Genomic DNA, 12,913 nt, shown 5'->3' with positions numbered 1-12,913 from the left:
CAAGTCGAACTTGATGCTCGTTTTTTGATGAGGATACATTAGGGGGGATGAGGTAAAAGACGAACATTAACTTGGAGTTTATAAGAAAATGTAATTTTTTTAGAAATATGAAGATGTGAGTTGGAATTTGTGTTAGAATGGATAAAGTCTTTCCAAATAAGAGATAAGGCGGATTTTAAGCCATACATATATATTTTTATGTGTTAGATGAAAGTTCGGATTATTTTTATTTTATATGGTCAGACGTTCAACGTTAAATAATTTTCTAGAGTGTTGAATAAGGTTTAAATGGAGGATTTTATCTATGAAATTTGTTATGTTTCTTGTAGGATTACTCGTTGTATTTATACTCGGTTTTCTTATAAGTGCGGATCGAAAGAGAATTAAGTATAAACCAATCTTGGTTATGCTTGTTATTCAGTTGGCATTATCATATTTCCTATTAAATACGCAAGTTGGTTATATTTTAGTTAAAGGAATTTCTGATGGATTTGGAGCGCTTCTTACATATGCGGAATCTGGAATCGTTTTCGTATTTGGTGGTCTCGTTAATAAAGGGGAAGTTTCATTCTTCTTGACGGCGTTATTACCAATTGTGTTCTTTGCCGTATTAATTGGAATTCTGCAGCATTTTAAAATTTTACCGTTATTTATTCGTTCGGTTGGTTTCTTATTAAGTAAAGTGAATGGTCTAGGAAAACTAGAATCATATAATGCCGTAGCGGCAGCAATCGTTGGACAAGCTGAAGTATTTATTACGGTAAAAGATCAATTAAGCAAAATACCGAAGCATCGTTTATATACACTTTGTGCATCTTCTATGTCGACAGTATCAATGTCGATTGTTGGATCATATATGAAAATGATTGAGCCGAAATATGTTGTGACGGCACTTGTATTAAATTTATTTAGTGGCTTCATTATTATTCATATTATTAATCCATATGACGTTATTGAAGAAGAAGATACACTTAAATTAGAAAACAAACAAAAGCAATCGTTCTTTGAAATGCTTAGTGAATATATTATGCTTGGATTTACAATTGCAGTTACCGTAGCTGCGATGTTACTTGGTTTCGTAGCATTGATTACAGCAATCAATAGTCTGTTTGATTCTATTTTCGGGATTACATTCCAAGCTATATTAGGTTATATTTTCTCACCACTTGCATTTGTAATGGGAATCCCGCAATCAGAAATGGTAACAGCGGGACAAATTATGGCGACAAAATTAGTATCAAACGAGTTTGTTGCGATGCTTGACCTTGCAAAAGTAGGAGGAGGCTTATCAGATCGTACAGTTGGTGTTCTTTCTGTATTCCTTGTATCCTTTGCGAACTTCTCATCTATTGGAATTATCGCAGGAGCAACGAAAGGGATTGATGAAAATCAATCAAACGTTGTTTCCTCATTTGGATTAAAGCTTGTATATGGTGCAACATTAGTAAGTATATTATCAGCGATCATTGTTGGTGTAATGTTATAAAGTGAAGAGCAATGAGCAAGTGCTCATTGCTTTTTATATTTCAGAATACAAATGACAGAAATGTTTATGAGGGAGAAATTAACATATGATTTATTGAAAAAATTATGTTGCATTTCTGTTAGATAACGCTTACAATTTTGTTTGTGGTGGTATCAGTTTCATACTTTAAATTGAGTAGAGAAGAAGAGACTACTAATTATAAATTGCAATTTATGTAAACGCTTACTGATTTTAGGGTACATTGTAAAGTAAATAGTATTTAGGGATTCTATTTTTTAATACCGATGGTCAGACGTCATTCGTTGGACGACCAATAACTCATGGAAAGTGGAGGATTCGCATATGAAACTAGTTATGTTTCTAGTCGGTTTACTTGTTGTATTTGTACTAGGTTTCCTTGTAAGTTCAGATCGAAAGAAAATTAAATATAAACCAATTGCAATTATGCTTGTTATTCAATTAGCATTGGCTTACTTCTTGTTAAATACAAATATTGGATTTGCGTTAGTAAAAGGAATTTCAGATGGTTTTGGTGCCATTTTAAAATACGCAGAAGCAGGGGTTAACTTCGTATTTGGTGGTTTAGCAAATGATGGACAAGCACCGTTTTTCTTAACAGTATTACTACCAATTATTTTCTTAGCGGTATTGATTGGTATTCTGCAACACATTAAAATTTTACCAATTATTATTAAAGCAGTCGGTTTCGTATTAAGTAAAGTGAATGGTTTAGGAAAACTAGAATCATATAATGCAGTAGCAGCAGCAATCGTTGGTCAAGGTGAAGTATTTATTACAGTAAAAGATCAATTAAGTAAATTACCAAAAAATCGTTTATATACACTTTGTGCGTCTTCAATGTCAACGGTATCGATGTCAATCGTCGGTTCTTATATGAAAATGATTGATCCAAAATATGTAGTAACAGCACTTGTATTAAACTTATTTAGTGGATTCATTATCGTTCATATTATTAATCCTTATGACATTAGTGAAGAAGAGGACATTTTAGAATTACAAGAAGATAAGAAGCAAACGTTCTTCGAAATGTTAGGCGAGTATATTATGCTTGGATTCTCTATCGCAGTAACAGTAGCGGCGATGTTAATCGGTTTCGTAGCATTAATTACAGCAATTAACGGTGTGTTTGATTCTATTTTCGGAATTACGTTCCAAAGCATTTTAGGATATGTGTTCTCACCATTAGCATTTGTTATGGGTATTCCAACATCAGAGATGCTGCAAGCAGGACAAATTATGGCAACAAAATTAGTAACGAACGAATTTGTTGCGATGCTTGATTTAGGAAAAGTAGCTGGCGATTTATCAGATCGTACAGTAGGTATTTTATCAATCTTCCTTGTATCTTTCGCAAACTTCTCATCTATCGGGATTATCGCAGGTGCAACGAAGAGTATCGATGGAAAACAAGCGAACGTTGTATCTTCTTTCGGATTAAAACTTGTATATGGTGCAACGTTAGTAAGTATATTATCAGCGGTTATCGTTGGGGTTATGCTTTAAAAACAAAAAGCAATGAGCGAGTGGGCTCATTGCTTTTTTGTTTAACTCACTTTCTTTAACTTACGTTTAAAAGCAGGTCTTTTTAAATAGGTGCCAAGTCGCCATACGTATTCAACTGGCCCCATACGATATTTCTGTAACCAGTGGGTACTAGCATATAGTTGAACGATGTAAATTGAAAGTGTTAACACGATACCAAAGAAGTATCCGATTTTCCCATACAAGCCAAGCCCATATGCATAAAAGATTGTTGTTGCAATGATAGTTTGTGCTAAATAGTTACTAACCGACATTTTACCCATGTTAGCCATATACTCTAGTAAGCGCGATGCTTTTTTGTAATGAAATAATAGAATGATTGAGCTGCCATAAAAGAGAGTCATGCCTAGTGGTGAAACACTATCTTTTAACATAATGAGAATCGGTTGTTGTGTTAATAATGCTAAGATTTTTACTGTGAAAGAAAAAATACCACTGATGAGCCAAATCTTTTTGAGAGAAGATACATGTTTATCTATTTCAAACAGCCATCCCTTTTTCCCGACATACATTCCTAGCAAGAATAGTGGAGTCATTAGAATGATCATCAAAAAGGTCAGGAGGAATCCACCGGAAAATCCAGTGATTCCAATATCTTCGAATGGATTTTCGTATAGGCGGAACTTTATATGATCTATGTAACTCCCGGTTTCGTGGACGGATTGTTCTTTTCCAATGTAAGAGGAAAAATCATCTGCATTTGCATTGGACTCAAAAGGGTAAGAAAGAAACATAGTAAATGTTAGTAAGATAAAGGCCCAAATAAGTAATGTTTTTGGTTTTCGATTGATAAACAACATTAAGAAAATCCCTATAATCCCATATCCAAATAAAATATCTCCACTCCAAATAAATATCCCGTGGATATAACCAAGGATTAGTAAAATAATGATTCGTCGTATATAAACTGGAAAGAAACGTTTTTCTTTTGTGAGAATGCTCTTTTGCAGCATTATAATACTAAGTCCAAATAGAAAAGAGAATAGGGAAACGAAGTTGTGCGTACCAAAAAATTGAATAAACCAATTGGCTCCTTCATCAAGCTTTCCGAACACATAAATAGGGTGCTCACTGCTAAATATTCCAAATTGAATTAACGTCATATTAACGAGCAAAATGCCAAATAAAGCAAAGCCACGAACTGCATCGATAGCTTCTATACGCTGTTTCATTGTTTTGTCTCCTCTTGTTTTTATTTTCTTTTTCTTGAAAATAATAGCATTAATAATGGTAGTACTATGCAGAATGAATGAAGATTTAAGGTGATTTTAAATAAATGTTAAGGTGAAAGGGAATTAATAGTGGAAACTAAAAATCACCTTAACAAATTCGTTAAGGTGATAAGGATATTACTCAGCAGGAGGAGTAAAAGTACGCTTTTCTAATTCAGCATCTAACATAAATAGAGCATTAGAATCACTTGTAATACGTTTTAGTTTTTGGATGATGCTATCGAAAGAAGCTTCTTCTTCAACTTGTTCGTCAACGAACCATTTTAAGAAAGTGATTGTCGCGTGTTCGCGTTCATCCCACGCGATATCGGATAAGTTATAAATTCGCTTCGTTACTTCACGTTCATGCTCTAGTGCGATTTCAAATGCACTTAAAACAGACTCGTAGTCATTGTTCGGATTTTTAAATCCAGTAATAATAGCACGTTCTCCGCGGTCATTTATGTAATTATAAAGTTTCATTGCGTGGAAACGCTCTTCTTCTGCTTGGACAAGGAAAAAGTTCGCAAATCCATCATAGCTTTCTGCTGTGCAGTAAGCAGCCATTGCCATGTAAACATGGGCAGAGTAAAATTCGAAGTTCATTTGGTCATTAAGCGCATCGTGTAATTTGGTAGATAACATAAATTTCCTCCTTTGTATCTTGTCGGGAATATTATATCATAATTGATAAATATTCTCATTTAATTTCTTGAAAGCGTTTAGTTAGTTTTTCTACATGTGCATCCATAATATCCTGTAAGTCTAAATCATATTTTTGGGAAAGAATAATGAGATTGGCAAGTACGTCCCCAAGTTCTTCTTTTAATTCCATTTTTAATTCTTCCGCTTGTTTCGTTTGTTCATCTGGGCGATCACGTCCAATTTCAATCGCGCGTACAACCCGTGAAACTTCGCCCACTTCTTCCGTTAAGAAATTTAAGCGAATAAAAGAGTTATATTGTGACCAGCTTCGTTTTTCGTAAAATTCCTCGACCCATCTTTGAAATTCAGCTATATTCATTTCTTTCTCATCCCCTCAATATGTTGTACAATGTTCATTGTATCATAACAATATATAGTTTTGGGGTGTAGGTATGAGAAAGATTTGTGTGTTTGCAGGTTCTAATCTAGGAGAGAGACCTGAATTTAAGGAGCAAGCAATCAAGCTCGGAGAAGTGCTTGTTCAAAATAATTGTGAATTAGTATACGGCGGTTCATGTGTTGGTTTAATGGGAGAAGTAGCCAATGAAGTGTTACGCTTAGGCGGACGTGTAACAGGTGTTATGCCACGTGGTTTATTCCGTGGAGAGATTGTTCATGAAGGATTAACGGAATTAATTGAAGTGGAAACAATGCATGAGCGTAAAGCGAAAATGGGAGAGCTTGCGGATGCATTTATTGCGTTACCAGGTGGCTACGGAACATTTGAAGAATTATTTGAAGTTGTATGTTGGTCACAAATTGGGATTCATGACAAGCCAGTTGGGTTATTAAATATTAAAGATTTTTATAGTCCAATTCTGCAAATGGTTGATCGTGCAGCGGAAGAAGGGTTTATGAACCCATCTAATAAAGAGTTAATTGTTTCAGCAACTACTGCTGATGAATTGATTCAGAAAATGAAAGATTATAAAAGACCTGTAATGGGGAATAAGTGGAAGCAGTTATCGTAATACAAAGAATAAGTAATTACATCTAAAACGCATGAATTTTTGGATGGAAAATGACATGCGTTTTTTATCCCGCTATTTGCGGGCAGTAATACTCCCATCTCAAAATTCGGCGAAAGCAAAGAAGTTAGGTGGGAGATAAACTGTCCGTAAAAGCCCGATTAGTGAGGGCTAATAATCAGTGGGGGATGGAGAAAACCCAACTGATTAAAGTTTCACTTTATAGGGTTCGGGTCTATTCATCGTAAATGCTATCGTTTACATTATAAGAAATAAAAACAAAATAAGGCGTACATAAAAAGGGCATTCCTCTTATTTAGGAATGCCTTTATATGTATTTTTCTTTCTTCTCTTATACAAATACCAACCACCCCAACCGCCAATTATTGCTATAAAGATGAGGAAAGGATAGCTTTCTACATCTACATTCATGTTGAAAATATTGGCTATTATTAAGGAGATTCCAACAGTTAATGAGGCGAAAAATACTCGAATTAAATAGTCTTTCAACTGAACCACTCCCGTCATTTGATGGTAATACTAGAATATTCTATATACCTAAATGATAAATTGGAAAATTATAGTTTAGATGTAACTATTAAACAGTTGTTTCCTGTATTTTAACATAAATTGAATTGGAATATATCAGTAAAGCATTAAACCCCCAAATGGATTGGGGGGTTTTTAGTGAGAGAGTTGTTTTTGCTTTTTCCTGCGAGGCAAAGAACACCTCTACGTCAAAAGCTCCATCCCCCTCCTGTTCTAAACGAGCCGCTTGCGCTTTTAATGTATCCAGCTCCGGTGGCAAGCTCTTTGTGTCTAAGAACCTTCCGCATAAGAAGGCAAAAAGCGCCTTCTATGCGAAAGAACCTTAGCCAGTCAGAGCTGAACGAGCCATCTGCGCTTTTAGAGATATCCAGCTCCAGCGGCAAGAACAGTCAGTCATTTCACTCCTTCATTCGAGGCAAAGAGCGCCTCGGAATCAGGAGTTCCAATGCCCTCCTGTTCTAAACGAGCCGCTTGCGCTTTTAATTTAAGAATGCACGTAGCATCCAAGCGTGTTTTTCTAGTTCTGTGTAAATGCCAAGTAGTAAGTCAGATGTTGTTTCGTCGTCAGCGTCTTGTGCGATTTTCATCCCTTTTTTCAGTTCGCCTAGCATCATTTCGTAGTCTTTCATAATTGCTTCGACCATCCCTTCTGCAGTCTCTCCGTAAGCCGCTTCTTGAACAGAAGATAGTTCTAAGTATTCTTTCATTGTTGCTACTGGTTTCCCGCCAATTGCTAAAATGCGTTCTGCAATTTCATCGATGTGTCCAGCTGCTTCTGTATAAAATTGTTCAAATTTCTCATGTAGTGTAAAGAATTGAGATCCTTTTACATACCAATGGAAGTTGTGTAGTTTTGTAAATAATACATTCCAGTCTGCTACCTGTTTGTTTAATACTTCGATTACTTGTGTGTTCATATAATCAATCTCCTTTTGAGTTATTATTTTGTATCATTTATTAATTTATAATTATTATAATCTAGTAATTGATATAAAACAACCTTTTAGAAGCATTATTTTTGAACATTTTTTGAACAAGATGTAATGTTGTATTGCAATATGTGTTTATTTTTTACCATATTGTGGCATATGTATAGGAAAAGGGATTTTAGAAAGGAGAATGGAGGTCAATGGAACTCCAGTTTCAAAACGTGTATCAGCAAGATGGGAATTGGTATGTACTGGACTCAGAGTTTCCGTGGGATATTCAGCGAGTGAAGAATGATGTATTTTCATTAATTGAGAAACGCGAAATTCCAGTTATTTTTTGCGATACGTGTGATACAAATGATGTACTCGTAAAATTAGGAGAAGAAGAAGAAGAATTCTTATTTCCTTTAAACGGTTTTTATCATAAAGAAAGACAAATGATTTTTGTTTGTATGTGGGAGCAATATGAGCAAGTGCTCAAAACTTTACTGCATGAATTTCGGCATTCTATGCAGCATGAAAACAATGTATTGTATATAGAAAAAGAAGTATATGAGGCACGTTGGATTGAAAGGGATGCCAGGGCATTCGCTGAACGTAAAATGAATGAATATATGCGAAGGAATATAAACTAAGATATAGTGGTGGTAACGCCACTATCTTTTCGTTCTGTACTTACTAAAATAAAGTAGTTGACAATTATAAAGTTTAATTCTAAACTAAGTTTATTAAATAAGCGAGGTGATGGAATGAAAGCAGAAGAAAGACTCGGATTGTTATTATGGTTCCGTTTATCACGCTTTTATAACAGAAGCATTCGTGAGACAAATCAACACTTAAAAAATTGGGATTTATCTGCTGCACAGTTTGATGTTTTAGCTCAAATTGGCGGACAAGATCGATTAACACAGCAGGAGCTTGGGAAAAAGCTATTTGTTACAAAAGGAAATATCACGCAGCTTTTAAATAAGTTGGAGCAGCTTGGTTTGGTTAAACGAGAGCAAGAAGGTACGACGAAATATCTTTCGTTAACAGAAAAGGGAAGAGCTTTATACGAAGAAGTTGTTCCACCGCAGGAGACGTTTCAAGCAGAACAATTTAGTAAGTTAAATCGCAATGAACAAAAACAATTGCTAGAATTACTTCGAAAGTTACAATAAAAATTTTAATAAATATCTCAAATTCGAGATAATATGAGGTGAAGGATATGTTTAGAAAAATTGATCATAAAAATATGGGAAGAGCAAATCACGGTTGGCTAAATACACATTTTCATTTTTCATTCGCAGATTATTATAATCCAGACAATATGCACTTTGGAGCCCTTCGCGTTATTAATGATGATTTAGTAGCAGCGCAAACAGGATTTGATATGCATCCGCACCGTGATATGGAGATTATTTCTTACGTTGTGGATGGTGAATTAACGCATCAAGATAGCATGGGGAACCGCGGTACAATTGAGCGTGGACATGTACAATATATGAGCGCTGGTACAGGGGTATTTCATAGCGAACATAATTTAGGAAATGAAACATTACGTCTATTACAAATTTGGATTTTACCAGATCGTGCGGGGCATACGCCGAATTACGGTGAGTTTAAGTTTGATTGGAGCAAGCGTGAAAATACATGGTTCCATATGGTATCTCCAGTTGATGGCGATGCACCAATTGCAATTCATCAAGATGCGAATTTATATTCCCTATCATTAGAAGCTGGAAAAGAAATTAGTTTCCCTGTTAGAGAAGGGCGTCAAGTGTATCTTGTACAAATTGAAGGAAGCGGCGTTGTAAATGGTGAAACACTTGTAATGCGCGATGCAGCAGAAGTAGTTGAAGAAGATATTCGTATTCAAGCAACAGAGAAATCTCATTATTTAGCGATTGAGATGAAGAAACAATAATGAGTAAAGGAAAAAGGAGCGTCTAATGTGACGCTCCTTTTTTGGATGAAATTGTAAGAAAAATATTTCTCAATTTTTTATATAGGATATATTTTCCTTTTCTCGAAATGTATAAGAGTGTCAAAAATTTTTGGGGAATGGGGAGTGTTAGATTGAAAAAGCAAGTCGTTTCATCAGCATTAGCTTTATCCGTTATCGCTTTAGGTTTTGGAGCATTCGGAGCAACAAAAACACAAGCGGCAGAAGAGCAACAAATTCAATATCACCAAGAATTTAAAACACCAGCTTACATAGGTGAGGAATGGAAAGCTCCGCAAGGATTAGATAAAAAAGAAACAGTATTTCAATATTTAGAGAGCAAGAAGGACATGTTTAAACTAGGAGGAAATATAGAAAGTCATTTTAATGTTGTAGGGGAAGAAAAGGATGCTGAATCAGGTACAACACACGTGAAGTTAGTAGAAAAACATAATAACATTCCTGTGTATGGATCAGATCAAACAGTTGCACTTGATAAAGACAATAATGTAAAGGCATTCTTCGGACAAGTTATCCCGAATTTAGAAGATAAAAATATTCCGGCTGCAGCGAGCATTACTGATGAGCAAGCGGTCAATGTTGCGAAAGCTGATATCGAGAAAGAAATTGGAAAAGTGGATAAATATGATGGTGTGAAAAAAGATTTATATGTATATGAAAAAGATGGACAATATTATCTTGCATACCTTGTAAAAGCATCTGTTTCAAAACCAGCTCCAGGTTACTGGCATTACTTTGTTGATGCAACAAATGGAAATGTGATTGAGAAATATAATGCAATCGATCATATTACTGGATTTGGATATGGTGTGTTAGGAGACAAGCAATCATTTGAAATTGCTCAAGATGAAAAAACAGGAGCATTCAATTTATTTGATGGCAAACGTGGAAATGGTGTTCATACGTTTGATGCTAAAAATATGGATGAATTTTTGTTTAATATCTTCTCACAATGGTTTGGATATACAGGTGAAGAAGTAGAAAGTAAATCAAAATTCTTTGAAGATAAAGCGGCTGTTGATGCACATGTAAATGCAGGCAAAGTATATGATTATTATAAAAAGGTATTTAACCGTAATTCTTTTGATAATCAAGGTGCGAAGTTAATTTCTTCTGTTCACGTAGGGGGAAATTGGAATAATGCCGCGTGGAATGGTGTACAAATGATGTATGGAGATGGAGACGGAGAAGTATTCATTCCGCTATCTGCAGGCTTAGATGTTATTGCCCATGAGTTAACACATGCTGTAACAGAGCATACAGCAAACCTTGTATATAAAGATGAATCTGGTGCATTAAACGAATCGCTATCGGATATTTTTGGTGCGATGGTAGATCGTGATGATTGGGAGCTCGGAGAAGATATTTATACACCAGGTAAGGATGGAGATTCACTGCGTTCATTAAGTGATCCTGCATCTATTCCAAACCCATTAAAACCAACTGAAGGCTATCCAGATCATTACGACAAACGTTATACAGGAACAGCTGATAACGGTGGTGTTCATATTAACAGTAGTATCAATAATAAAGCGGCATATTTAGTATCTGAGGGCGGGGAGCATTACGGTGTGAAAGTAACTGGCGTTGGCCGTGAAGCGACAGAGAAAATTTATTACCGTGCTCTTTCAAAATATTTAACTGCAAACTCTAACTTTAAAATGATGCGCCAAGCGGCACTTCAATCTGCAGAAGATTTATATGGTAAAAACTCTAAAGAAGTACAAGCTGTAACGAAAGCTTATGACGCAGTTGGTGTAAAATAAGATAAAAAAAGACCTGACATCGATAATGTTGGTGTTAGCCCTGTCAAGTAGACAGCTATAAAAAAGACTAAGCAGCCATCAAGATTCGATATTCTATCGGAGCTCGGTGGTTGAGTCGTTTTTGGAATCGTTTATAGTTATAGAAGTAGATATATTCCTCAATTGCTTGTACTACTTCTTCTTCTGTTTTAAAATGGTGTAAATACAACATCTCCGATTTAAAATGGGAGAAAAATGACTCGATGCAGGCATTATCATGGCAGTTTCCTTTGCGAGAGTGGCTGCCGATGATACCCAAATCTGAAAGTCGTTTGTTGTAGACATGAGATGTGTACTGGAACCCTTGATCTGAATGAAGAATGGTTCCACGCACATCTCTTTTTTGTACCAAATTTTCAAGCGTATCTAATACGAGTTCATTGTCATTGCGTCTAGAGATTTTCCAAGAAACAATTTCATTATTATAAATGTCTTGCACGACAGAAAGATAGCGAAATCCATCTTGGATTCGTAAATACGTAATATCTGTAACGAGCGCTTCATTTTGTTTTCGATTTTTAAATTCACGGTTTAAAACATTCGGAAAAGTATTCGAATAATTCCCTTTAAAGAAGCGTCGCTTCTTACGAATAATAGATTGAATGTTGAGCTCACTCATTAATCGATAAACCTTTTTATGATTTACAAAGAAACCTTCCTCCTGTAAAGCTATTTTCATACGTGGATAGCCGTATTGTTTGTACTTCAGGTGGATAGATTGTATCACTTTTTTTAATTGTTGATCCGCTTCTGATCGTACATTTTTAGCTGTTTTCGCACGGATCCATTTATAATAACCCGCTCGATGTACACCTGCGAATTTAGTAAGCCAAGTGATCGGATATTTCATTTTTAACGATTCAATGATACGATATCGCTCCTTGTGCCTCAGTGCACCTCCATTTACAGATTTGGATAACGCTTTTTTAAATATGCAACCTGTGCCTTGTAGTAGTCTCTCTCTTCCTCCACACTGTTAAAATGGACACGTTTTCCTTTTAGAGGATTAGGAATACCTTGAGTTCCGCTATTTTTTCCACGAGTATCTGTAATATCACCCAATTCTTTATATTTTTTCACCCAATCCTTAAGTTGTGTAGAGCTCCTGATATTATATTGCTTAGCTATAGCTTGATAACTGCCTTCTCCATTTAAATAACTTTGAACAGCTGATAGTTTTAATCCATCTGAATACGTATTGAATGTTGTACCTTTTTTAACCACGAAAAATCCCCTCCAAGTAATAGTGTAACACCCATGTATGTACATGGTCTTTTTACACTGTCTACTTAAAGGGGGTAATACCAATGTCAGGCCTTTTTTGTTATTTAATCACGGATACCTAGAGCGATTTTCGCCATACGTGACATACGCTCTTTTGACCAAGGTGGATTCCAAACCACATTGACCTCTATTTCATTTACTTCCGGTACATTTGTCGATAATACTTTTTTAACATCTGATACGATTTGCCCCGCCATCGGACAACCGATAGAAGTCATTGTCATTGTAATGACAGCATTGTTATTCTCATCTGCTGTCACATCGTATACTAAACCAAGATTGATAATATCTACACCTAATTCAGGATCGATAACAGCCTCTAAATTGGCATATAATTTCTCTTCTAATTCTTGCGACATGCACAACACTCCTAATATTAATGATATCCATTCTCATTATAAAGGAAATAAGATAAAGGTGCAGTGAAATAGCTCACAGTGTTTTTTTAATCTTTCCTATACTGGCTAT

Annotated in this window: 14 protein-coding genes; 7 read left to right on the top strand and 7 right to left on the bottom strand. The window is 35.4% G+C overall.

Annotated elements, in window-relative coordinates; translation table 11 throughout:
• Nucleotides 1–304: 304 nt before the first annotated feature.
• Nucleotides 305–1,486, top strand: a complete 1,182-nt coding sequence (locus Y7E_RS0121515; protein ID WP_017153310.1) for a NupC/NupG family nucleoside CNT transporter — start codon at nt 305–307, stop codon at nt 1,484–1,486.
• Between the two features lie 342 nt (nt 1,487–1,828).
• Nucleotides 1,829–3,010, top strand: a complete 1,182-nt coding sequence (locus Y7E_RS0121510; RefSeq protein WP_017153309.1) for a NupC/NupG family nucleoside CNT transporter — start codon at nt 1,829–1,831, stop codon at nt 3,008–3,010.
• Between the two features lie 41 nt (nt 3,011–3,051).
• Here Y7E_RS0121510 and Y7E_RS0121505 read toward each other — a convergent pair whose 3' ends face one another.
• The 3 genes from Y7E_RS0121505 to Y7E_RS0121495 form a co-directional block, all read right to left on the bottom strand.
• On the bottom strand, nt 3,052–4,221 hold the full coding sequence (locus Y7E_RS0121505) for a DUF418 domain-containing protein (RefSeq protein ID WP_017153308.1): 1,170 nt from the start codon (nt 4,219–4,221) through the stop codon (nt 3,052–3,054).
• A gap of 177 nt (nt 4,222–4,398) precedes the next feature.
• Nucleotides 4,399–4,905 (bottom strand): ferritin, encoded by a 507-nt coding sequence (locus Y7E_RS0121500; RefSeq protein ID WP_017153307.1) that lies wholly within the window; start codon nt 4,903–4,905, stop codon nt 4,399–4,401.
• Nucleotides 4,906–4,960: 55 nt separating this feature from the next.
• Nucleotides 4,961–5,284, bottom strand: coding sequence for a MazG nucleotide pyrophosphohydrolase domain-containing protein (locus tag Y7E_RS0121495; protein ID WP_017153306.1), 324 nt, complete (start codon nt 5,282–5,284; stop codon nt 4,961–4,963).
• 73 nt (nt 5,285–5,357) lie between these two features.
• Between Y7E_RS0121495 and Y7E_RS0121490 the strand changes: the two genes are divergently transcribed.
• Complete coding sequence (locus Y7E_RS0121490) at nt 5,358–5,936, top strand: LOG family protein (RefSeq protein WP_017153305.1); 579 nt, start codon at nt 5,358–5,360, stop codon at nt 5,934–5,936.
• A gap of 309 nt (nt 5,937–6,245) precedes the next feature.
• Here Y7E_RS0121490 and Y7E_RS0121485 read toward each other — a convergent pair whose 3' ends face one another.
• Nucleotides 6,246–6,443: an LPXTG cell wall anchor domain-containing protein gene (locus Y7E_RS0121485; protein WP_017153304.1), complete on the bottom strand. Its 198-nt coding sequence runs from the start codon at nt 6,441–6,443 to the stop codon at nt 6,246–6,248.
• A gap of 518 nt (nt 6,444–6,961) precedes the next feature.
• Nucleotides 6,962–7,399 (bottom strand): Dps family protein, encoded by a 438-nt coding sequence (locus tag Y7E_RS0121475; RefSeq protein ID WP_017153302.1) that lies wholly within the window; start codon nt 7,397–7,399, stop codon nt 6,962–6,964.
• Nucleotides 7,400–7,611: 212 nt separating this feature from the next.
• Between Y7E_RS0121475 and Y7E_RS0121470 the strand changes: the two genes are divergently transcribed.
• The 4 genes from Y7E_RS0121470 (at nt 7,612) to Y7E_RS0121455 (ending at nt 11,122) form a co-directional block, all read left to right on the top strand.
• Entirely contained in the window at nt 7,612–8,046 is a 435-nt protein-coding gene (locus Y7E_RS0121470; protein WP_017153301.1) for a DUF3920 family protein, read from the top strand.
• A 114-nt stretch (nt 8,047–8,160) separates the two neighbouring features.
• Nucleotides 8,161–8,571 (top strand): MarR family winged helix-turn-helix transcriptional regulator, encoded by a 411-nt coding sequence (locus Y7E_RS0121465; protein WP_017153300.1) that lies wholly within the window; start codon nt 8,161–8,163, stop codon nt 8,569–8,571.
• Between the two features lie 47 nt (nt 8,572–8,618).
• Entirely contained in the window at nt 8,619–9,317 is a 699-nt protein-coding gene (locus Y7E_RS0121460; RefSeq protein WP_017153299.1) for a pirin family protein, read from the top strand.
• 152 nt (nt 9,318–9,469) lie between these two features.
• Complete coding sequence (locus Y7E_RS0121455) at nt 9,470–11,122, top strand: M4 family metallopeptidase (RefSeq protein WP_017153298.1); 1,653 nt, start codon at nt 9,470–9,472, stop codon at nt 11,120–11,122.
• Between the two features lie 67 nt (nt 11,123–11,189).
• On the opposite strand, the gene Y7E_RS33305 is transcribed toward Y7E_RS0121455, so the two are convergent.
• Both Y7E_RS33305 and Y7E_RS0121440 read right to left on the bottom strand, forming a co-directional pair.
• A protein-coding gene (locus tag Y7E_RS33305) for an IS3 family transposase (protein ID WP_154652025.1) occupies nt 11,190–12,385 on the bottom strand; the annotation gives its coding sequence in 2 pieces (ribosomal slippage) (nt 11,190–12,079 and nt 12,079–12,385; 1,197 coding nt in all).
• 104 nt (nt 12,386–12,489) lie between these two features.
• A complete protein-coding gene (locus tag Y7E_RS0121440; RefSeq protein ID WP_017153297.1) occupies nt 12,490–12,804 on the bottom strand; it encodes a metal-sulfur cluster assembly factor in 315 nt (104 codons plus the stop codon).
• Nucleotides 12,805–12,913: the final 109 nt, after the last annotated feature.

Origin of the sequence: Bacillus bingmayongensis (genome assembly GCF_000299035.1) — a bacterium.
In the GTDB taxonomy this organism is placed as follows: Bacteria; Bacillota; Bacilli; order Bacillales; family Bacillaceae_G; genus Bacillus_A; species Bacillus_A bingmayongensis.
This window is presented reverse-complemented; position numbering and strand designations above follow the sequence as displayed.

Coding starts and splice junctions, on each gene's coding strand:
- Y7E_RS0121460 (WP_017153299.1), top strand. CDS start 8,619: ATGTTTAGAAAAATTGATCATAAAAATATGGGAAGAGCAAATCACGGT.
- Y7E_RS0121495 (WP_017153306.1), bottom strand. CDS start 5,284: ATGAATATAGCTGAATTTCAAAGATGGGTCGAGGAATTTTACGAAAAA.
- Y7E_RS0121475 (WP_017153302.1), bottom strand. CDS start 7,399: ATGAACACACAAGTAATCGAAGTATTAAACAAACAGGTAGCAGACTGG.
- Y7E_RS0121470 (WP_017153301.1), top strand. CDS start 7,612: ATGGAACTCCAGTTTCAAAACGTGTATCAGCAAGATGGGAATTGGTAT.
- Y7E_RS0121490 (WP_017153305.1), top strand. CDS start 5,358: ATGAGAAAGATTTGTGTGTTTGCAGGTTCTAATCTAGGAGAGAGACCT.
- Y7E_RS0121500 (WP_017153307.1), bottom strand. CDS start 4,905: ATGTTATCTACCAAATTACACGATGCGCTTAATGACCAAATGAACTTC.
- Y7E_RS0121515 (WP_017153310.1), top strand. CDS start 305: ATGAAATTTGTTATGTTTCTTGTAGGATTACTCGTTGTATTTATACTC.
- Y7E_RS0121505 (WP_017153308.1), bottom strand. CDS start 4,221: ATGAAACAGCGTATAGAAGCTATCGATGCAGTTCGTGGCTTTGCTTTA.
- Y7E_RS0121510 (WP_017153309.1), top strand. CDS start 1,829: ATGAAACTAGTTATGTTTCTAGTCGGTTTACTTGTTGTATTTGTACTA.
- Y7E_RS0121440 (WP_017153297.1), bottom strand. CDS start 12,804: ATGTCGCAAGAATTAGAAGAGAAATTATATGCCAATTTAGAGGCTGTT.
- Y7E_RS0121465 (WP_017153300.1), top strand. CDS start 8,161: ATGAAAGCAGAAGAAAGACTCGGATTGTTATTATGGTTCCGTTTATCA.